Origin of the sequence: Streptomyces sp. SCSIO ZS0520 (assembly GCF_025643355.1) — a bacterium.
In the GTDB taxonomy this organism is placed as follows: Bacteria; Actinomycetota; Actinomycetes; order Streptomycetales; family Streptomycetaceae; genus Streptomyces; species Streptomyces physcomitrii.
Genome location: NZ_CP092644.1, coordinates 1,795,228 through 1,815,168, shown reverse-complemented (window position 1 = coordinate 1,815,168; position 19,941 = coordinate 1,795,228). Strand labels below are relative to the sequence as shown.

Sequence of the window (19,941 nt, the reverse complement as noted above, 5' to 3'; positions counted from 1 at the left end):
GTACGCTCATCGCGATATGAGCAGCGAGAACTCCTCCCAGAGCCACGAGACCCGCAAGCCGCGCATCGCCGTCGTCTTCGGCGGCCGCAGCTCCGAGCACGGCATCTCGGTCGTCACCGCCGGTGCCATCCTGCGGGCCATCGACCGCACCAAGTACGACGTGCTGCCCATCGGCATCACACGGGACGGGCGATGGGCGCTCACCGCGGACGAACCGGACCGCATGGGCATCACCGAGCGCCGGGTGCCGAGCGTCGACCAGCTCGCCGAGTCCGCCGAGGGCGCGGTCATCCTGCCGGTCGAGCCCGCCAACCGCGAGGTGGTCTACGCCGAACCGGGCCTGGTGCCCAAGGCGCTCGGGGACGTGGACGCCGTCTTCCCGATGCTGCACGGCCCCTACGGCGAGGACGGCACCCTGCAGGGCATGCTCGACCTCGCCGGGATCCCGTACGTGGGCGCCGGTGTGCTCGCCTCGGCGGTCGGCCAGGACAAGGAGTACATGAAGCGGATCTTCCTCTCCTTCGGGCTGCCGGTCGGGCCCTACCTGGTGGTGCGGCCGCGGGAGTGGGAGCAGGACGAGGCGGGGGCGCGGGCCGGGATCGCGGAGTTCGCCGCCGACCACGGCTGGCCGCTGTTCATCAAGCCCGCCCGGGGCGGCTCCTCGATGGGCATCACCAAGGTCGACTCCTTCGAGGGCCTGGACGAGGCCATCGCCGAGGCCCGGCGCCACGACCCCAAGTTCCTGGTCGAATCGCTGCTGCGCGGGCGGGAGATCGAGTGCGGGGTGCTCGAATTCGAGGACGGGCCGCGGGCCAGCCTGCCCGCCGAGATCCCGCCGGTCACCTCGCACGACTTCTACGACTTCGAGGCCAAGTACATCGACTCGGCCGCCGGGATCGTGCCCGCGCCGCTCACCGAGGAGGAGACCGCCGAGGTGCGGCGCCTGGCCGTGGCCGCCTTCGAGGCGACCTCCTGCGAGGGCCTGGTGCGCGCGGACTTCTTCCTCACCGAGGACGGCTTCGTCATCAACGAGATCAATACGATGCCGGGCTTCACCCCGATCTCCATGTACCCGCGGATGTGGCAGGAGAGCGGCGTGGCCTACCCCGAACTCGTCGACCGGCTGATCCAGGCGGCGCTCAACCGCTCCACCGGGCTGCGCTAGCCGCGGGCCCGCCCGCGAGCCGCCGCCGGGCGGCCGCCGTCACCGGAACTACAGCCTGGAGGCGATCCCCTTGGGGACCGTCCTGCTGATCGGGGCGGCGAAGTCGGTGAGCGGGGCGAGGCCTTCGCCGGTGCGGCCCTCGGGGATGGTGACCTCGACATAGGCCTTGCGCCGGGCCGTGGTGAAGCGGAAGGAGCCGTCCTGCTGCTTCTCCAGGAGCCAGCCGACGCCGTCCACCTCCACGCCGTCGGCCTTCAGATCGTCCATCTTCGCGGGGCGCTCCACCCCGCAGCGAAGTATGATCGCCGGATCGCCCCAGCCCGCGGTCAGTTCGGACCGCGGCCGCGGGTCGTTCCTCCCGTCCCCGGCGACCTCGCGCGGCAACCGCCCGCCGAGGTCCCGGCACAGCCGTGCCGCTTCGGCGCGGGGGGCGGGAACCTCGGCCTCTGTTCCCCCGTCACCGGAGGTACAGGCCGTGGCGAGCAGCAGCAGGGCGAGGGCGGCCGGGGGGCCGGCGGCAGCCGGGCGGCGGGAGAGCGAGAAGTTCACCGGCCAAGCGTAGACGGGGGCTACAGATGCACGACCGGGCAGGTCAGGGTCCGGGTGATCCCGTCGACCTGCTGCACCTTCGCCACCACCAGGCGGCCCAGTTCGTCGACGGTGTCCGCCTTGGCGCGGACGATGACGTCGTAGGGGCCGGTCACGTCCTCGGCCTGCACCACGCCGGGGATGTCACTGATCGTCTCGGCGACGGCCGATGCTTTACCGACCTCCGTCTGGATCAGGATGTACGCCTGTACCACGGAACCTCCAGGGCGGCCACGAGGACGCTGTGCAAGGGATCACGTACGGAAAGGGACGCCACGGTACCGCGTCGCCGTGCGCCGCGGGGAGACCCACGGCCGCGACGGCGGACTCGGAGTGCCACAGGCGCGCCGGGCTCGCCCGCCACGACCGTACCGAGCCCGCGGTGTCCCCGCGACCGCGCGCCCAGGGCCCCGGGGGACACTGGGGGCACCCGCACCACCGGACGGCGGAGAGCCGCGGCCCGGGGAAACCAGCAGACCGGTGAAAGGCAAAGGTGAGACGCGGTGAAGGGAACCGTGGGCGAGTTGGGGGAGTTCGGGCTCATCAGGGAGCTCACTTCCCGGCTCACCACCACCCCGGCGGTCCGGATCGGGCCGGGGGACGACGCCGCGGTGGTGGCCGCGCCGGACCGCAGGGTCGTGGCGAGCACGGACATCCTCCTGGAGGGACGGCACTTCCGCCGCGACTGGTCCACCGCCTACGACGTGGGCCGCAAGGCCGCCGCGCAGAACCTCGCGGACATCGCCGCGATGGGCGCCGTACCGACCGCGCTGCTGCTCGGCCTGATCGTGCCGGCCCAACTCCCCGCCACCTGGCCCTCGGAGCTGATGGACGGGCTGCGCGACGAGTGCCAGGTCGCCGGTGCCGCGGTGGTCGGCGGGGACCTGGTGCGCGGCGAGACCATCACCGTCGCCATCACCGCGCTCGGTGACATGCGGGGCCAGGAGCCGGTGACGCGCGCGGGTGCGCGGCCCGGTGACGTGGTCGCCGTCACCGGCTGGCTCGGCTGGTCCGCGGCCGGTCACGCGGTGCTCTCCCGCGGCTTCCGCTCCCCGCGCGCCTTCGTGGAGGCCCATCGCCGCCCGGAGCCCCCGTACCACGCGGGCCCCGCGGCCGCCGCGCTCGGCGCCACCGCGATGACCGACATCAGCGACGGGCTCATCGCCGACCTCGGGCACATCGCCGAGGCCAGCAAGGTGCGGATCGACATCCGCTCCGGCGCGGTCGACGTGCCCTCGCAGATGAACGACATCGGCCAGGCCGTCGGCGTGGACCCCCTGCAGTGGGTGCTCACCGGCGGCGAGGACCACGCGATCGTCGCGACCTTCCCGCCCGAGGTGAAACTGCCCGCCCGCTGGACGGTGATGGGCGAGGTGCAGAACCTCTCCGCCCTGCCGCAGGTCACGGTGGACGGCGCCCCCTGGACCCGCAAGGGCGGCTGGGACCACTTCGGGGACATCGAGTCATGAGCACCCCGCGTACCCCGGGCAGCGCCCCGCCCCGCGTGCTGACCGTCGCCGGTTCCGACTCCGGCGGCGGCGCGGGCATCCAGGCCGATCTGAAGACCATGCTGGCCCTCGGCGTGCACGGGATGAGCGTGCTGACCGCGGTCACCGCGCAGAACTCCCTCGGCGTGCACGGCGCCTGGGAACTCCCGCCGGAGGCGGTACGGGCCCAGTACCGGGCCGTGGTGGACGACATCGGGGTCGAGGCCGTGAAGACCGGCATGCTCTCCTCCGCGGTCCTGGTGGAGACCGTCGCCGAACTCCTCGCCGCGGGCACGGCCCCGGTCGTCGTCGATCCCGTGGGCGTCTCCAAGCACGGGGACCCGCTGCTCGCCGACTCGGCCCTGGACGCGGTACGCCACCGGCTGCTTCCGGTCGCGACGGTGGCCACCCCCAACCTCGACGAGGTGGCCCAACTCACCGGCATCCGGGTGGAGTCCGCCGAGGGGCTGCGCGAAGCGGCCCTGGCGGTCCTGGAGTTCGGCCCGCGCTGGGCGCTGATCAAGGGCGGCCATCTGCCGGGCGAGGCCGTCGACCTGCTCACCGACGGCACCGCCGAGCACTGGCTGCGCGCCCCCCGCCACGACAACCGGCACACCCACGGCACCGGGTGCACCCTCGCCAGCGCGCTCGCCTCGGGTCTCGCCGGGGGACTGCCGGTGCCCGAGGCCGCGGCCCGGGCCAAGGAGTACGTCACCGGGGCGCTCGCCGCCGGGTTCGCGCTGGGGGCGGGGATCGGGCCGGTGGACCACGGCTGGCGGTTCACCGGGGGCGGGGACGGCTGAGGCTCCCGGACCGGTCTACGCCCGGAGGACGGAGCCGGTGCACCCCGGTGAGCCGCTACCGGTGCACCTCGGGGAGCACATAAGTGAAGGGCCGGCCCACCCGGAGGTGGACCGGCCCTTCACGGCAACCAGCTGAGTGGTCACGCTGCCAGACGTCAGCGCGCGACCTTGCCGGCCTTGATGCACGAGGTGCAGACGTTGAGCCGCTTCGGCGTCCCGCCGACCACGGCACGCACGCGCTGGATGTTCGGGTTCCAGCGACGCGGCGTACGGCGGTGCGAGTGCGAGATGTTGTTGCCGAAGCCCGGCCCCTTGCCGCAGACGTCGCAGTTGGCAGCCACGGGTCACTCCAAAGACTTCAGAACTTACGGTTGAACCCGGCATGCCGGGTCAGAGGTCTGAGTGGCGGTGCCAGGGGGAAAAGGCCCGAAAGTATCGGGCAACCGGAGCAGCATACAACGGGTGCTCCGGTTCGACGAAATTACCATGATTGCCCCCGCCCCCCGAACCCGCCCGCAGGCGGGCCTGGGTCTACCCTGCCTCCCAGTCCACCGAGCAAGGAGGCACGGGTGCCGCAGTTCCTCGACGCCGGCGCCGTACGTGTCTGGTGCGCGCTGGCCCTCGGCGCCCTCGGCCGGGCCCGCGAGGAGATCGACGCGATCAACGTCTATCCGGTCGCGGACGGTGACACCGGGACGAACCTCTATCTGACCCTGGAGTCCGCCGCCCAGGAGATCGAGCAGGTCTTCACCGGCGGCGGGGCCCCCGAGTCCGCCGGGGCCGGTCACCCGCTCTCCCTCGGCGAGGCGGTACGGGCGATGGCGTACGGCGCGCTGATCGGGGCGCGCGGCAATTCCGGAACCATCCTCGCGCAGCTGCTGCGGGGCATGGCCGAGGTCCTCGCCCAGGACGCCCCGGGCCCGGTCGGCCGGGACCGGTCGGCGCTGCCCGGATCCGCCGAGGCGCAGGCAGCAGGCGTACGGGACGGGGCGGCGCCGCCCGCGGAGAGCGGCGACCGCGCCTCGGGGGACGCCGCCGACGGCCGCCTGCTCGCCCTGGCCCTGCGCCGGGCGGCGGATTCCGCTTACCAGGCCGTCGCGCACCCCGTGGAGGGCACCGTCCTGACCGTGGCCACCGCGGCGGCGCGGGCCGCGGACCGGCTCGGCGGCGAACGCGACTGCGGTGCCGTCGCCCGCGCCGCCTACGAGGGCGCCAGGACGGCGCTGGCCGCCACCCGCGGGCAGCTCGCCGTGCTCGACCGCGCGGGAGTCGTGGACGCGGGCGGGCGCGGACTGGTGGCGGTGCTCGCGGCCCTGGTGGAGGCGCTGACCGGGCAGCGGCCGGATCCCGCCGGGGGCCGGGGCCAGGGGCGCGGGACGGAATCCGCGGCGGACGCGGCCTCCCCCGCGGAGCCCGGCGCCGGTGGGGCCCCTGCCGTGCGGAGCGAGGCGCCGCCCGGGCCCGCGGCGCCGGAGTGCGCCGAGCCCGCGGTCGGCGGCAGCGAGGCCGCGGCGGACACCGGGGCCGCGGGGGACGACTCAGGAGCCGCGGACGACGGCACCGGGCCCGCCTTCGAGGTGATCTATCTCCTGGAGGCGGAGGAACCGGCGGTGGCCGCGCTGCGCGAGCGGCTCGACGCCCTCGGTGACTCCCTGGTGGTGGTCGGCGGCGAGGGGCTGTGGAACGTCCATGTGCATGTGGACGACGCGGGCGCCGCGGTCGAGGCCGGGATCGAGGCGGGCCGCCCGTACCGGATCCGGATCACCCACTTCGCCGCCGGGGACGTGCACACCCGCACCGGACGGCCGCTGCCCGCGCGGGCGCCCCGGGCCGTGGTGGCGGTGGTGCCGGGCGAGGGCCTCGCGGAGCTGTACGCCGAGGCGGGGGCGACGACGGTGCCGCTGCGCCCCGGCCACCAGCTCGCCAGCGCCGAACTCCTCGGGGCCCTGCACCGGGCGCACGCCGAGGAACTGGTGCTGCTGCCCAACGACACCGAGCTGCGGCACACCGCCGCGGCCGCCGCCGCACAGGCCCGCTCCGAGGGGCTGCGGGTCGCCGTCATCCCGACCCGTTCCGCGGTGCAGGGGCTCGCGGCGCTCGCCGTGCACGAGCCGGAGCGGCGCTTCGACGAGGACGTGGTCCAGATGACCTCGGCCGCCGGTGCCACCCGCCACGGCGAACTGGCCGTCGCCCAGGCGCAGTCGTGGACCATGGCGGGCGTCTGCCAGGCCGGGGACGTGCTCGGCCTCATCGACGGGGACGTGGCCGTGATCGGCGACGACGTCCAGGGCATGGCGGTCACCGTGCTCGACCGGATGCTCTCGGCGGGCGGCGAGCTGGTCACCCTGGTCCTCGGCGAGGAGTTCCCCGACACCTTCGCCGAACAGCTCGAAGAGCACGTACGGGAACGGCACTTGGCGGTGGACACCGTGGTCTACCGGGGCGGCCGGGGGTCGGCGCTGCTGTTGGTCGGGGTGGAGTAGGGGCGGCTGCCGCCGCTCAAGTGCCTTGGCTCGGCGCGGAGTTGCCCGATTCCCTTGCCGCGAGCCGGAGTTCGGCCGCCTCGGCACGGTGCTGGGCGGCGCTGTCGGAGTCCTCCTCGGCGTACTCCCGCTCGACCAGGCGGGCCCGGTCGGCCGCAGCCGCGGGGCGGCCGAGGTGGTGGGCGAGCCAGCCCGCTTCGAGCAGGGCCGCGGCACGGCGTTCGCGTGCGGCCGGGCCCAGTGCGCCGAAGGCCTCGGCGGCGCGGTCCATCAGGGCCAGGGCCTCCTCGTACGCCTGCCGCGCCGCCTCCGGGTCGGGGTCGCCGTCCGGGGCGCCGGGGGCGAGATGGGGCAGCAGACCGGCGAACTGGTGCAGGGTGTCGGCGTGTTCGGCGGCGAGGCGGGTGCGGAGGTCCTCGACTTCGGTGGTTCCGGTCCCGGCGGGTGCGATGTCCTCGGGGGTCTCGGGGGTCTCGGGGGTGTCGGTGGTTCCGGCGGTCTCGGCCGTTCCGGCGGTCTGGGTAGCCCCGGTCCTGTAGGTCGCGGTGGTGTCGGCGGGCGCGTTGTCCTCGGCCGTCTCGGGGGTCTCGGTGGTTCCGGTGGTCCTGATGGTCCCGGCCTCCTCGGCACTCCGCAGTGCCGTCTCGGCCTCTCGTAGGGCGGTGGCCATCAGGGTGCGGGCCTCCTGCGGTGCGTCGAGTTCCCGGGCCAGCCAGGCGCGGGCGCGCAGGCTGCGGACCAGGCCGGGGGTGTCGCCGAGGCCGCGCCACAGTTCGGAGGCGCGGGCGTAGGCGCGGGCCGCCTCGCGCGGCAGACCGGCCCGGCTGAGGGCCTCGCCCGCGAGGTGGGCGAGGGCCGCGTGGTCGTCCTGCTCCGGCCAGGTGCGGGCCGACTCGGCCGCCCGGAGCCAGTGTTCGGCGGCGGCGCGGTGTTCGCCCAGGGCGCTGAGGCTCTCGCCGAGCCACCAGCGCGTCTGCACCACGGGGCCCTCGCCGTGGGTCTCGGCCGAGAGTTCGGTGAGGACGCCTTCCAGCACCTCGGCGGCCTCCGCGTGCCGGTTCTCGCGCAGCAGCAGCCCGCCGAGCCGGTGGCGCGCCCAGGCGCCCAGGGTGCCGCTCTCGCCCGCCTCGTCCGCCCAGTGCGCGGCCTCCAGGGCGTGCGCGGCCGCCTCGGCGCTCTGTCCCGTCCCCTCGGGCCCTCCGGTGGCGCCGAGGAGGTCGGAGAGGCGCAGGTGCACCCGGGCCCTGCCGGACGCGGTGAGGTGGCCGCCGCCGTGCTCCAGGGCGGCCCCGGCCGCGGCCAGGGCGCCCGCCACGTCGCCGCGCCCGCGCAGCAGATCGCTGAGCCGGATCTCGTACTCGGCCGCGAACCACGGCACTTCGGCGCGCGTGAACAGCTCGGCCGCGGCGCGGTAGTGCGTACCGGCCGCGGTGAACTCGCCCCGATGCTCCGCCAGTTCACCGAGCGCGGCGTGCGCCTCGGCGAGCCGGGAGGGGAGCGGGGGCTCATCGGCGTGCGCCTCCGCGAAGGCGAGCAGCTCCTCGGCGGCCTGCTCCGCTTCGCGGAAGGCCTCGTCGGAGGTCTGCTCCGCCTCGCGGCCGAACTCCCCGGCTGCGGGGGCGACTTGCCCGGCCGCGTCCTCCGCAGCCACCCCGGCCAGCAGCACCCGTACCCGGGCGGCGAGGACCGCGGCGGTCTGCGGGGCCCCCGTGGCGCCCCGGGAGTGCAGGGCGAGGACCCGGGAGCGGGCCTCGGCCGCGGTTGCCCGGGCCTCGGGCAGGAGGCCGGTGCGGGCGAGTACCGCGGCCGCGCGGGCGCGGCAGGCCTCGGCCTCGCCGGGGTCGGCCGCCTCCTCGAAGAGGGCGGCCGCCTCGTGCAGGCAGGCCACCGCCTCGTCGGGCTCCGCCGCCGCGTCCCAGGCGCGGTGCTCGGCGACCCGCGCGCGGTCCCGGGCGCCGAGGGCGCCGTCACCGGCCTCCGCCGCCCGTGCCACCGCCGCCCAGGCCGCCACCGCCTCCGGACGCTGGGCCGCGGTGGCCGCCCGCGCGTGGTCCAGGAGTGCGGCCAGCCGGTCCTCGGCCGCGGGGGCGTCCGCGGCACCGGGGCCGTCTGCCCGCTGCCCTCCGGCACCGGGAGCGGAGTCGGCGGGCGGCAGGGATGCGGCGGTGGCCGACGGGGATCCGGCAGTCGGCAGGGATCCGGCGGCCGGCAGGGTCTCGGCGGGCGGCAGGGACGCGGCGGGAGGCAGGGTCTCGGCGGCCGGTACCGGTGCAGGTCGCGGCACGGTCGCCGGCCTGGTCGTACGGATGCCGAGGGGCAGGCGCTCCGCGAGCGGCTTCGCGGACATGCGGGCGCGGACGCGGGCGCCGAGGTGGCCGGTGCCGTTGCGGGCGTCGAAGCGGGCGGCCAGGGCCAGGGTCTCGGCGCGGGCGTGGGCGGCGAGCCCGGCGGCCTGCCAGGTGCGGCCCGCGGGACCCGGCACCTGCTGGGAGCCGTGGCCCAGGGCGACCAGGCGGTCCATCAGGCGGGTCACCACGGCCAGGAACTCCATCCGGCTCAGCGGGTCGCCGTCGGCGGTGAAGTAGGCGGGGCGCTCGGCGAGCAGTTCCAGGGCGCGGGGCTCGTTGCCGGTGAGCGCGCAGAACTCGACGTGGTCCGCGAAGGCCTCCCGCATGCTCTCCATGGGGCGCACCAGGCGCAGCCCGCGCAGATGGTTGGCGCGGGCCTCGTCCGGGCGGCCCTCGCGCAGCAGCGGCAGGAGCGAGGAGGCGAGGGCGGCGTGCGGTTCGTGGGCGCAGCTGTGCTCGCCGGACAGGACCGGCGCCCACAGGGCGAGGGCGGCGCGGTCCTCGCCCCGGTGGGCCTGCCAGGAACCCTGCTCGTGCAGTTCGCAGGCGTGGCAGTCGGCCATGTCGTCGCGGTCGGCGGCGAGCCAGGCCTTGTAGGCCCGCTGGGCGCGCGCGGTGTCGCCGATGTGGCGGGCGACGGCGTGCTCGCAGGAGCGCACCGCCCGCTCGGAGTGTCCGGCGAGCCGGTAGCGGTGCGCCATCTCGGCGAGCCACTTCTCGATGGAGGCGAGCGGGATGTGCGGCTGTCCGAGCATGCCCGCGGACATCCACTTGAAGACCCAGTGCAGGGAGTGCGCCTCGTAGGAGTCGAAGTCGCCCGGGCGCTCGTCCCACATGCGCAGCAGCCGCGCGAAGGGCACGAACATCTTGTCCTTCTCGGAGCTGTAGTTGTACGACCGCAGCTGGTGTCCGAGGGCCTCGACCACGGCGAGCGGGATGCCGAGCCGCTCCGCCTCGGCGAGCAGCTGCTCGGCGCGGGCGTTGCGGGCCGGGCCCTCCGGCTGCTCGTCGTTCTCGGCGACGGCCGCCCGCAGCTCGCCGAAGTCCATGGCCGGGGAGCCGGGCCGGGGGTGGCTCATGTGCCGTCCTGTTCCGGGGCGTGGTGGGTGGCCCATTCGAGCAGGCCGAGGAAGGAGCGGTTGAGGAGCGCGGAGTCGGCGGGGCGCAGCGGGCGCTGGGCCATGAGGAGCGCCTGGCCGTAGAGGGATTCCACCGCGGTGCCGACGAGTCCGGGATCGCCGAGCGAACTGATCCGCCGTACCAGCGGGTTGAGGTGGTTGAGGACGAGGCGGGCGCGCGGGGCCTCGCCGCGCAGCGAGCCGAGGATGCCCGCCCAGAGTTCGTCGGCGCCCTCCGCGGCCTCCTCGCGCGCCTGTTCGTGGCGGGCGGCCCGGTCGTCCAGGTGCAGGGCGGGCACCGAGAGCGGGTGGAAGGAGCGCAGCGCCACCTCGCAGCCGAGCGCGTCGAGCCGGGCGCGTGCGGTGCCGAGGAACCCGGCGAGCGCCAGCTCCTCGGCGGGCTCGACGGGGTCCAGGTGCGCGGTGACGGTGTCGGCGTCGAGTTCGGCGGCGACCGTGCCCGGGCGCACCGAGGGCAGCGCCTCGATGAGGGCGGCGTCATAGGTGTAGCCGCCGTTGACGACGCCGATGCCCTGGGCGGCGGCGATCGGCGCGACCTGGCGGAACTCCTCCACGGTGCGGGTGAAGTGCACCACCGGGTGCCGCCCGGCGAACTCCTCCAGGCTGAGCTGCCCGTCGGTGGTCTCGAAGGGCAGCCAGGGCAGCATGGTGCGCAGCATGTCCGGGTCGTGGCGGGCCAGCGACTTCACGCCGAGGTGGTGCACGGCGAGGAAGGCGCCGAGCCGCTCGGGGTCCCCGGCCGCGAGGCGGGCGAGCCAGTCCCGCAGATGGGCGCCGAGGGCGTCCCGGACGGTGGCGAGGGTCTCGTCCTCGTACAGGGACTCGCGGGAGGCGGTGGGCCGCAGGCTGTCCGTGTCGAGGACGCAGCGCACGAAGAACGCCCAGTCGGGCAGGAGTTGCTCGGCCCGCTCGGTCAGCAGCATGCCCTTGAGATGGACCCGGTGCCGGGCGCGCTGGGCCGGGCTGACCGCGGCGGGCAGCACATGGGCGACGCCGCGGACGCCCGCCAGCGGGATGTCCAGGGTGATGCTGTCCAGCGGGGCGAAGCCGAAGACCTCCTGGCAGTGCGCGGCCAGGGCGCCGCGCCGGGCGGCCGGGCTCGGGTACGAACGGTCCCAGGGCGCGGGCAGCTCGCCGATCGGCTCCTCGCCGACCCGTACGTCGTAGGGGAGCAGGGCGCCGAAGTCCCGGGCCAGGGCGCGCACCCGGTCCTCGGTCAGCCATTCGCGGGTGTCGCCGCGGGCCACCAGGTGGACGGTGGTGCCCGGTTCGGGGCGCGCGGCCTCGTCGAGGGTGCGCACGGTGTACGAGCCGTCGTCGCTCGCGGTCCACTCCACCGGGGGCGCCCCGGGCTCGCGGGCGCTGCGGCTGACCACCCGGATGCGGTCGGCGACCACGAAGCAGGCGAGCAGCCCGATGCCGAACTGCCCGAGGAATCCGGCCTGTCCCTCCCGCGCGGCCTCAAGACCGTCGGCCCGCTTGGAGCTGCGCCCGATGGTGGCGAGCAGGCTGTGCACATCCGCCTCGGTCAGGCCGATGCCGGTGTCCTCCACCCGCAGGGCGCCCTCCTCGGCGTAGAGCCGCACCCGGGCCGGGGCGCCGGGCTCCTCGGCGAGGCGGGCGGTGAGGGCGTCGACGGCGTTCTGCAGCAGCTCGCGCAGATAGACCTTGGGGCTGGAGTAGAGGTGGTGGGAGAGCAGGTCCACCAGGCCGCGCAGGTCGACCTGGAAGGAGTGCGGCGACGGCGGTGTCGGCGGTGTCGGCAATGTCGAAGGGTCCATGCTCGCTTCGCCGGTGGGGGAGGGGCGGCGCGGGTCGGGCGGTTCCGGTGGGAACCGCGGGCGGCTGCGGGGGGAGTGCGTCATCCTAGGCCGCCGGTCAGCCTTGTGACCAGCCGATCATCGGGTAACTGCCGTGCTGCGGAGGGTGGTCGGCCGCCCGCTCGCGGGGTGCGCGGCCGACTCCCGTACGGCGTACGGGGGTTGGGGCGGCCGTGCCGCGCGGCCGGGCGGCTGCCGGTGCGGCCGGGCGGCGCCGGGCCGGGGCCGGTGCCCCGGTTGCCGGGCGTTGTCGGTGCCGTGGTGTCCAATGGGGGGCGTGTCCGTGCCCGAAGAAGCGCAGCCCCAGCCGCTGCGACAGCCCCTGAAGAAGGTCCTCGGCGCCGCCACCGCGAAGGTGATGGCCGAGGCACTCGACATGCACACCGCAGGCGACCTCCTGCACCACTACCCCCGGCGCTACGCCGAGCGCGGCGAGCTGACCCGGCTCGCCGAACTCCCGCTCGACGAGCACGTCACCGTGGTCGCCCAGGTCGCCACCGCCCGGATCCTCACCTTCAACTCCGGCCGCGGGCAGCGCCTTGAGGTCGTCATCACCGACGGCAGCGGACAGCTCCAGCTGGTCTTCTTCGGCCGCGGGGTGCACAAGCCGCACAAGGACCTGCTGCCGGGGACCAGGGCGATGTTCGCGGGCAAGGTCTCCGTCTTCAACCGCAAGCTGCAACTGGCCCACCCCGCCTACCAGTTGCTGCGCGGCGAAGGAGCCGAGGACGCGGTGGACAGCTGGGCGGGCGCCCTCATCCCGCTCTACCCGGCCACCGCGAAGCTGGAATCCTGGAAGATCGCCAAGGCGGTGGACGCGGTGCTGCCCAGCGCCCAGGAGGCCCTGGACCCGCTGCCGCCCGCGCTGCGCGAGGGGCGCGGACTGCTGCCGCTGCCCGAGGCCCTGGAGAAGATCCACCGGCCGCGCACCAAGGCCGACATCGAGCAGGCCCGCGCCCGCCTCAAATGGGACGAGGCCTTCGTCCTGCAGGTCGCCCTCGCCCGCCGCCGCCACGACGAGAGCCAACTGCCCGCCGTGGCCCGGATCCCCGGCCCGGACGGCCTCCTCGACGCCTTCGACGCCCGTCTGCCCTTCACCCTCACCGAGGGCCAGCGGACGGTCAGCGCGGAGATCTTCGCCGCCCTCGCCACCGACCACCCCATGCACCGGCTGCTCCAGGGCGAGGTCGGTTCCGGCAAGACCCTGGTCGCCCTGCGCGCCATGCTCGCCGTGGTCGACGCGGGCGGCCAGGCCGCGATGCTCGCCCCGACCGAGGTGCTCGCCCAGCAGCACCACCGCTCGATCACCGAGATGATGGGCGAGCTGGCCGAGGGCGGCACCCTCGGCGCGGCCGAGAAGTCCACCAAGGTCGTGCTGCTCACCGGCTCGATGGGCGCCGCCGCCCGCCGCCAGGCCCTGCTGGACCTGGTCACCGGCGAGGCCGGGATCGTCATCGGCACCCATGCGCTGATCGAGGACAAGGTGCGGTTCCACGACCTGGGCCTGGTCGTGGTGGACGAGCAGCACCGCTTCGGCGTGGAGCAGCGCGACGCCCTGCGCGGCAAGGGCAAGCAGCCGCCGCACCTGCTCGTCATGACGGCCACCCCCATCCCGCGCACCGTCGCCATGACCGTCTTCGGCGACCTGGAGACCTCCGTCCTGGACCAGCTCCCCGCCGGGCGCTCACCGATCGCGAGCCATGTGGTGCCCGCCCAGGACAAGCCGCACTTCCTCGCCCGCGCCTGGGAGCGGGTCCGCGAGGAGGTCCGCCAGGGCCACCAGGCGTACGTGGTCTGCCCCCGCATCGGCGACGGCGAGGACGAGAAGGCGGCCCCGAAGGGCGGCAAGGACGGCGCCAAGGGCAAGGAGTCCGCCGCCGAGGACCCGGAGAAGCGCCCGCCGCTCGCGGTGGTCGAGGTCGCCGCCGAGCTGTCCGCGGGCCCGCTGAAGGGCCTGCGGGTGGAGATCCTGCACGGCAGGATGCCGCCCGAGGACAAGGACGCGGTGATGCGCCGCTTCGCCGCGGGCGAGAGCGACGTCCTGGTGGCCACCACCGTGATCGAGGTCGGGGTGAACGTCCCCAACGCCACCGCCATGGTCATCATGGACGCCGACCGCTTCGGCGTCTCCCAGCTGCACCAGCTCCGCGGCCGGGTCGGCCGGGGCTCCGCGCCCGGGCTCTGCCTGTTGGTCACCGAGATGCCGGAGGCGAGCCCCGCCCGGGCCCGGCTCGGCGCGGTCGCCGCCACCCTGGACGGCTTCGAGCTCTCCCGGATCGACCTCGAACAGCGCCGCGAGGGCGATGTGCTCGGCCAGGCCCAGTCCGGGGTGCGCTCCAGCCTCAAGGTCCTCGCCGTCATCGAGGACGAGGAGATCATCGCCGAGGCGCGGCAGGAGGCGAGCGCCCTGGTCGCCGAGGACCCGGAGCTCCAGGGCTATCCGGGGCTGCGCACCGCCCTCGACGCCCTGCTCGACGAGGAGCGCGAGCAGTACCTCGACAAGGGCTGAGCGCAGGGGGACAGGGGTGGCCGCCCCGCCCCCGCCGCCTATCGTGGAAGAGCACCGCGTACGAGCCGGGACCGCCCGTACGCGGGAGGAACCCGGAATCCGGCCACCCTGAACAACCTGGCCGACCCGACCCCCCCGCAGAACGAGCAGAAGAACGAAGGGCTCCGATGACCCGCGTGATCGCCGGCCGGGCCGGTGGACGCCGACTCGCCGTACCGCCGGGCAACGGCACCCGTCCGACCTCCGACCGCGCGCGCGAGGGCCTCTTCTCCACCTGGGCCTCGCTGCTCGGCGGCGGCTTCGAGGGCGAGCGCGTCCTCGACCTCTACGGCGGTTCCGGCGCGGTCGGCCTGGAGGCGCTCTCCCGCGGCGCCGCGCACTGCCTGCTCGTCGAGTCCGAGGCCCGGGCGGTGCGCACCCTGCGGGAGAACGTCCGCGCGCTCGGCCTGCCCGGCGCCGAGGTCAGGGCGGGCAGGGCGGAGCAGATCGTGGCGGCCCCGGCCCCCGGGGAACCGTACGGACTGGTCTTCCTGGACCCCCCCTACGCGGTGCCCGACACGGAACTGCGGGAGATCCTGATCACACTGCGCGCGGGCGGCTGGCTCACCGAGGACGCGCTGGTCACCGTGGAGCGCAGCACCCGGGGCGGCCCCTACACCTGGCCGGAGGGCTTCGAGGAACTGCGCTCCCGCCGCTACGGCGAGGGAACGTTTTGGTACGGTCGCGCCGCCGCTGTGACCGTCCCCGGACGCACAGACGCCTCATGACATCGGAGAGCGAGGGACTTCAGTTGCGCCGCGCCGTCTGTCCTGGGTCGTTCGACCCCATCACCAACGGACATCTCGACATCATCTCCCGAGCCTCCCGGCTGTACGACGTCGTGCACGTCGCGGTGATGATCAACCAGTCCAAGAAGGGCCTCTTCGAGGTCGAGGAGCGGATCGAGCTGATCCGCGAGGTCACCGCCGAGTTCGGCAACGTCGAGGTCGAGTCCTTCCACGGACTGCTCGTGGACTTCTGCAAGCAGCGCGACATCCCGGCCATCGTGAAGGGCCTGCGCGCCGTCAGCGACTTCGACTACGAACTCCAGATGGCCCAGATGAACAACGGCCTCTCCGGAGTCGAGACGCTCTTCGTGCCGACCAACCCGACCTACAGCTTCCTCTCCTCCTCGCTGGTCAAGGAGGTCGCCAACTGGGGCGGCGACGTCGCCCACCTGGTGCCCCCGCAGGTGCTCGGCGCCCTGAACCGGCGCCTCGGCCGCACCTAGGGGCGGGAGCCGTCCGGCGCCTGAGGGCCCGTCAGACGGTGTCGGCGGGCCCGCGCCAGGCCGTACAGTCGTGAGCGTCCGTCTCCCGCGACCCGGGGGCGTCCGACTCCCGTCAAGGGACTCCCGTCAAGGCAAGAGAGTGGCGAGCACACGGTGGACGTGCAGAAGAAGCTCGACGAGATCGTCGACGCAGTCACAGGCGCCCGGTCCATGCCCATGTCGGCCTCCTGCGTGGTCAACCGCGCCGAGCTGCTCGCGCAGCTCGAAGAGGTCCGCGCGGCGCTGCCCGGCTCGCTGGCCCAGGCGCAGGAGCTGATCGGCGACCGGGACCAGATGGTCGCCGCGGCCCGCCAGGAGGCCGAGCGCATCCTCGCCTCCGCCCGCGCCGAACGCGGCTCCCTCGTCTCCGGCACCGAGATCGCCCGGCACTCCCAGGACGAGGCCGAGCGCATCCTCGCCGAGGCCCGCCGGGAGGCCGAGGAGGTCCGCGCCGAGGCCGACGACTACGTCGACTCCAAGCTGGCCAACTTCGAGGTCGTGCTCACCAAGACCCTCGGCTCGGTCGGCCGCGGCCGCGAGAAGCTGCTCGGCGCCCAGCCCGGCGGCGAACAGGGCTACGAGGACCCCGACTACGCCGAGGCCCCCGAGCGCAGCCAGGACCCCGAGACGCTGCGGCAGCGCGCCGACGCCTATGTGGACGTGAAGCTCGGCGCCTTCGAGGCGGTGCTCGCCAAGACCCTGGAGGCGGTCGGCCGCGGCCGCCAGAAGCTGCACGGCAGGGTCGCCACCGACGAGCTCGGCGCCCTCGCGGAGCTGGGCGCCGAGGGCGGCCACACCACCGACTCGGACTACCTCGCGGGCCTCGCCGGACCCGCCGCGGCACCGGCCGCCCCCGCCGCCCCCGAGCCGCCCGCGGCGGTCCCGCCGCCCCCGTCCCCGACGCCCTTCGCCCAACCCGAGCAGCCGTCCTACGCCCCGGCCGCCCAGGAGGCCGCCGCCCAGACCGGGGCCTACGCCGCCCAGGACCCGTACGGCTACCAGCAGCAGGATCCCTACGGCGGCTACCAGCAGCCCTACGCCCAGCCGGACGCCTACGGCTACCCGCAGCAGCAGGACCCCTACGCCCAGGGCGGCTACCCGCCCCAGCCCTACCCGCAGGACCCGCTCCAGGGCCAGGACCCCCTCGGCCAGGGCTACGATCCGGCCGCCTACGACCCACAGCACGGCTACCCGCAGAGCCGCCACCCCCAGGCCCCGCAGGAGCCCACCGCCCTGGACGAGACCAGCCTCTTCGACACCGGGATGATCTCGGCGGAGCAGCTGCGCCAGTACGAACAGGGCCGCTGACCCCGGGCCCCGACCGCCCGGACCGGCCGCCGCCGGCGGCCCCCGAGCATGCTTCGGGGACCGGATTGGGCCGTGGGCGAAAGGTCAAGTATCCTGGCTCTTCGGTCACGCGCGCCCCGCGCCGTGCGCCGATCACCGCTGTACGAGGCTCGCCCGTTCCGACGGGCCTGGGCCGTGCAGCACCCCACCGAGTTCTGAGGACCGACAGCAGGAATGGCCGCGAACGCCCGCCTTGACCACCGCAACCCGCTCGTGTTCGACACACATGAGCTGGGTCGGCGTCCCGGCGCGCTCCAGCGTCTTGACCGGACCGTCGACGCCCCGGGCGGTGAGGCGCCCTTCGGTATCGAGGGCGTCGTACAGGTGCCGGAAGGCGCCCCGGTGGAACTCGACCTCCGCCTGGAGTCCGTCATGGAAGGTGTGCTCGTCACCGGCACCGCCCGTGCCACGGCCGAGGCGGAGTGCGTAAGGTGTCTGGAGCCGCTCGGACTCGACGTCGAAGCGGACTTCCAGGAGATGTTCTCGTACCCTGACGCCGACGAGCGGGGCCGTGGGATCGCACGATCCGACCCGGACCCGGCCGAGGACGAGGAGGACGAGGACAGGCTCTTCCTCGAGGACGGCATGTTCGACCTCGAACCCGTGCTGCGGGATGCGGTGGTGCTCGCACTGCCGATGCAGCCGGTGTGCCGGGAGGACTGCCCGGGACTGTGCTCCGAGTGCGGAGTCAGGCTCGCGGACGATCCGGACCACCACCACGACGCCGTCGACATCCGTTGGGCGGCACTGCAGGGACTCGCCGGAACCACCCGGGACGGCGAGAAGGACGAGATGAGCGGTGAGGGACCCGAGTCGGGACCCGCCGCCGAGAAGCAGGAGAAGTAGCCGTGGCTGTTCCGAAGCGGAAGATGTCGCGCAGCAACACGCGCCACCGCCGGTCGCAGTGGAAGGCTGCGGTCCCCACCCTGGTCGCGTGCGAGCGCTGCCGTGAGCCCAAGCAGCAGCACATCGCCTGCCCCGCTTGCGGCACCTACAACAAGCGCCAGGTCCTCGAGGTCTGAGCGGCTGGTGAGAGGCACAGTGTCGGAAACCCGGGAAACCCGGAAGAACGCCCCTCGCTCCGGTGGGAGCGCAGCGGCGGACACGGCCTCGTCCCACACGCTTCTGGAAGGGCGGCTCGGCTATCGGCTCGAGTCCGCCCTTCTGGTGCGCGCGCTGACCCACCGTTCCTACGCGTACGAGAACGGCGGCCTGCCCACCAACGAGCGCCTGGAGTTCCTCGGGGACTCCGTGCTCGGCCTGGTGGTCACGGACACGCTGTACCGCACCCACCCCGATCTGCCCGAAGGCCAACTGGCCAAGCTGCGGGCCGCGGTGGTCAACTCGCGCGCGCTGGCGGAGGTGGGCCGCGGGCTCGAACTCGGTTCCTTCATCCGGCTCGGCCGCGGTGAAGAGGGCACGGGCGGCCGGGACAAGGCCTCCATCCTCGCCGACACCCTCGAAGCGGTGATCGGCGCGGTCTACCTCGACCAGGGACTCGACGCGGCGGCGGAGCTGGTGCACCGGCTCTTCGACCCGCTCATCGAGAAGTCCTCCAACCTCGGTGCCGGACTGGACTGGAAGACCAGCCTCCAGGAACTCACCGCGACCGAGGGGCTCGGCGTGCCCGAGTACCTGGTCTCGGAGACCGGCCCCGACCACGAGAAGACCTTCACAGCTGCCGCCCGCGTCGGAGGCGTCTCGTACGGCACCGGCACTGGCCGCAGCAAGAAGGAAGCAGAGCAGCAGGCTGCCGAGTCGGCCTGGCGCGCCATCCGCGCCGACGCCGACGCACGGGTGAAGGCGGCGGCCGCCGAGGCCGCCGAGGAGCAGCAGCCCCCGTCCGGGGCCGACTCCCCGGCGACGGGCTCCGCCCCGGCCTGAGCCGGACGAAACGCAGGTGCCCGCGCCCCGGTCCGCCGGGGAGCGGGCACTCTCGTCTGCGGCCCACCCCGCGAAGGACCGTGGCCCGCCCCGCGAAGGAGACAGAGAGTGCCCGAGCTGCCCGAGGTCGAGGTCGTACGCCGCGGACTCGCGCGCTGGGTGGCCCACCGCCCGGTGGCGAGCGCCGAGGTGCTGCACCCGCGGGCGGTACGCCGCCACCTCGCGGGCGGCGAGGACTTCGCCCGCCGCCTCGGCGGGGTCACCTTCGCCGCCCCGCACCGGCGCGGCAAGTACCTGTGGCTGCCGGTCGAGGACGCCGGCTTCTCCGTACTGGCCCACCTCGGCATGAGCGGACAGCTCCTGGTGAAGACCGAGGCGGCCCCCGACGAGAAGCACCTGCGGATCCGCATCCGCTTCGCCGACGCGCTCGGCACCGAACTCCGCTTCGTCGACCAGCGCACCTTCGGCGGCCTCTCGCTGCACGAGAACACCGCGGAGGGACTGCCCGAGGTCATCGCCCACATCGCCCGCGATCCGCTCGACCCGGACTTCGACGAGGAGTCCTTCCACACCGCGCTGCGCCGCCGCCGCACCACCGTCAAACGCGCCCTGCTCGACCAGTCCCTGATCAGCGGCGTCGGCAACATCTACGCGGACGAGGCCCTGTGGCGCGCCAGGCTCCACTACGACCGGCCGACCGCCACCCTCACCCGCCCCAAGTCGGCCGAACTCCTCGGCCACGTACGGGAGGTGATGACCGCCGCGCTCGACGTCGGCGGCACCAGCTTCGACAGCCTCTACGTCAATGTGAACGGCGAGTCCGGCTACTTCGACCGCTCGCTCGACGCCTACGGCCGCGAGGACGAACCCTGCCGCCGCTGCGGCACCCCGATGCGCCGCCGCCCCTGGATGAACCGCTCCAGCTACTTCTGCCCCCGCTGCCAGCGGGCACCACGGGCGGTACCGGCCTGAGGGGTTGGGCCACCGTCATGTGAAGTAGCGGGGCTCGGCGGTGAGTTGGCGGCTCCGGCTGAGAGGGCGTCAATCTCCTTGCGCGGC

Annotated in this window: 17 protein-coding genes; 12 read left to right on the top strand and 5 right to left on the bottom strand. The window is 74.4% G+C overall.

Annotated elements, in window-relative coordinates:
- Positions 1-16: 16 nt before the first annotated feature.
- Positions 17-1,165, top strand: coding sequence for a D-alanine--D-alanine ligase family protein (locus MID12_RS06185; protein WP_263165324.1), 1,149 nt, complete (start codon positions 17-19; stop codon positions 1,163-1,165).
- A gap of 48 nt (positions 1,166-1,213) precedes the next feature.
- Here the strand turns inward: MID12_RS06185 and MID12_RS06180 are convergent, their stop codons facing one another.
- Together MID12_RS06180 and MID12_RS06175 are read right to left on the bottom strand one after the other, a co-directional pair.
- Positions 1,214-1,714, bottom strand: a complete 501-nt coding sequence (locus tag MID12_RS06180; RefSeq protein WP_040247842.1) for a DUF3515 domain-containing protein — start codon at positions 1,712-1,714, stop codon at positions 1,214-1,216.
- 20 nt (positions 1,715-1,734) lie between these two features.
- Complete coding sequence (locus MID12_RS06175) at positions 1,735-1,968, bottom strand: Lrp/AsnC family transcriptional regulator (RefSeq protein WP_040247837.1); 234 nt, start codon at positions 1,966-1,968, stop codon at positions 1,735-1,737.
- A 288-nt stretch (positions 1,969-2,256) separates the two neighbouring features.
- Here MID12_RS06175 and MID12_RS06170 point away from each other — a divergent pair, with 288 nt between their 5' ends.
- Together MID12_RS06170 and thiD are read left to right on the top strand one after the other, a co-directional pair.
- Positions 2,257-3,222 carry a thiamine-phosphate kinase gene (locus MID12_RS06170; RefSeq protein WP_040247834.1) on the top strand — a complete coding sequence of 322 codons (966 nt, stop codon included), beginning with the start codon at positions 2,257-2,259 and terminating at the stop codon, positions 3,220-3,222.
- On the top strand, positions 3,219-4,043 hold the full coding sequence (thiD, locus tag MID12_RS06165; protein WP_263165322.1) for a bifunctional hydroxymethylpyrimidine kinase/phosphomethylpyrimidine kinase: 825 nt from the start codon (positions 3,219-3,221) through the stop codon (positions 4,041-4,043). The genes MID12_RS06170 and thiD overlap by 4 nt, the downstream gene beginning before the upstream one ends.
- A 155-nt stretch (positions 4,044-4,198) precedes the next feature.
- Here thiD and rpmB read toward each other — a convergent pair whose 3' ends face one another.
- Positions 4,199-4,384: a 50S ribosomal protein L28 gene (rpmB, locus tag MID12_RS06160; protein WP_040247828.1), complete on the bottom strand. Its 186-nt coding sequence runs from the start codon at positions 4,382-4,384 to the stop codon at positions 4,199-4,201.
- Between the two features lie 195 nt (positions 4,385-4,579).
- On the opposite strand from rpmB, the gene MID12_RS06155 reads away from it, so the two are divergent.
- Positions 4,580-6,526 (top strand): DAK2 domain-containing protein, encoded by a 1,947-nt coding sequence (locus tag MID12_RS06155; RefSeq protein ID WP_411577046.1) that lies wholly within the window; start codon positions 4,580-4,582, stop codon positions 6,524-6,526.
- 16 nt (positions 6,527-6,542) lie between these two features.
- Here the strand turns inward: MID12_RS06155 and MID12_RS06150 are convergent, their stop codons facing one another.
- Together MID12_RS06150 and MID12_RS06145 are read right to left on the bottom strand one after the other, a co-directional pair.
- Positions 6,543-9,953: a tetratricopeptide repeat protein gene (locus tag MID12_RS06150; RefSeq protein ID WP_263165318.1), complete on the bottom strand. Its 3,411-nt coding sequence runs from the start codon at positions 9,951-9,953 to the stop codon at positions 6,543-6,545.
- The gene (locus MID12_RS06145; protein ID WP_078844784.1) at positions 9,950-11,794 is read right to left on the bottom strand and encodes an HSP90 family protein; all 1,845 of its coding nucleotides are present in this window, start codon (positions 11,792-11,794) and stop codon (positions 9,950-9,952) included. The genes MID12_RS06150 and MID12_RS06145 overlap by 4 nt, the downstream gene beginning before the upstream one ends.
- A gap of 307 nt (positions 11,795-12,101) precedes the next feature.
- On the opposite strand from MID12_RS06145, the gene recG reads away from it, so the two are divergent.
- The 8 genes from recG (at position 12,102) to mutM (ending at position 19,854) form a co-directional block, all read left to right on the top strand.
- Complete coding sequence (recG, locus tag MID12_RS06140; protein WP_263165317.1) at positions 12,102-14,342, top strand: ATP-dependent DNA helicase RecG; 2,241 nt, start codon at positions 12,102-12,104, stop codon at positions 14,340-14,342.
- 167 nt (positions 14,343-14,509) lie between these two features.
- On the top strand, positions 14,510-15,109 hold the full coding sequence (gene rsmD, locus MID12_RS06135) for a 16S rRNA (guanine(966)-N(2))-methyltransferase RsmD (RefSeq protein WP_263165316.1): 600 nt from the start codon (positions 14,510-14,512) through the stop codon (positions 15,107-15,109).
- A gap of 23 nt (positions 15,110-15,132) precedes the next feature.
- Positions 15,133-15,612: a pantetheine-phosphate adenylyltransferase gene (gene coaD, locus MID12_RS06130; RefSeq protein WP_210430278.1), complete on the top strand. Its 480-nt coding sequence runs from the start codon at positions 15,133-15,135 to the stop codon at positions 15,610-15,612.
- Positions 15,613-15,765: 153 nt separating this feature from the next.
- Positions 15,766-16,959: an ATP synthase F0 subunit B gene (locus MID12_RS06125; protein WP_040247818.1), complete on the top strand. Its 1,194-nt coding sequence runs from the start codon at positions 15,766-15,768 to the stop codon at positions 16,957-16,959.
- A 213-nt stretch (positions 16,960-17,172) separates the two neighbouring features.
- Entirely contained in the window at positions 17,173-17,844 is a 672-nt protein-coding gene (locus MID12_RS06120) for a YceD family protein (protein WP_040247815.1), read from the top strand.
- A gap of 2 nt (positions 17,845-17,846) precedes the next feature.
- The gene (rpmF, locus tag MID12_RS06115) at positions 17,847-18,020 is read left to right on the top strand and encodes a 50S ribosomal protein L32 (protein WP_040247813.1); all 174 of its coding nucleotides are present in this window, start codon (positions 17,847-17,849) and stop codon (positions 18,018-18,020) included.
- A 7-nt stretch (positions 18,021-18,027) separates the two neighbouring features.
- On the top strand, positions 18,028-18,882 hold the full coding sequence (rnc, locus tag MID12_RS06110; RefSeq protein WP_397915629.1) for a ribonuclease III: 855 nt from the start codon (positions 18,028-18,030) through the stop codon (positions 18,880-18,882).
- A gap of 108 nt (positions 18,883-18,990) precedes the next feature.
- Entirely contained in the window at positions 18,991-19,854 is an 864-nt protein-coding gene (mutM, locus tag MID12_RS06105; protein ID WP_040247811.1) for a bifunctional DNA-formamidopyrimidine glycosylase/DNA-(apurinic or apyrimidinic site) lyase, read from the top strand.
- The last annotated feature ends 87 nt before the right edge of the window (positions 19,855-19,941 follow it).

Excerpts from the sequence above, each read along its gene's own strand:
- rsmD (WP_263165316.1), top strand. The coding sequence starts at position 14,510 with ATGACCCGCGTGATCGCCGGCCGGGCCGGTGGACGCCGACTCGCCGTA.
- MID12_RS06185 (WP_263165324.1), top strand. The coding sequence starts at position 17 with ATGAGCAGCGAGAACTCCTCCCAGAGCCACGAGACCCGCAAGCCGCGC.
- recG (WP_263165317.1), top strand. The coding sequence starts at position 12,102 with ATGGGGGGCGTGTCCGTGCCCGAAGAAGCGCAGCCCCAGCCGCTGCGA.
- thiD (WP_263165322.1), top strand. The coding sequence starts at position 3,219 with ATGAGCACCCCGCGTACCCCGGGCAGCGCCCCGCCCCGCGTGCTGACC.
- MID12_RS06120 (WP_040247815.1), top strand. The coding sequence starts at position 17,173 with ATGGCCGCGAACGCCCGCCTTGACCACCGCAACCCGCTCGTGTTCGAC.
- MID12_RS06145 (WP_078844784.1), bottom strand. The coding sequence starts at position 11,794 with ATGGACCCTTCGACATTGCCGACACCGCCGACACCGCCGTCGCCGCAC.
- MID12_RS06150 (WP_263165318.1), bottom strand. The coding sequence starts at position 9,953 with ATGAGCCACCCCCGGCCCGGCTCCCCGGCCATGGACTTCGGCGAGCTG.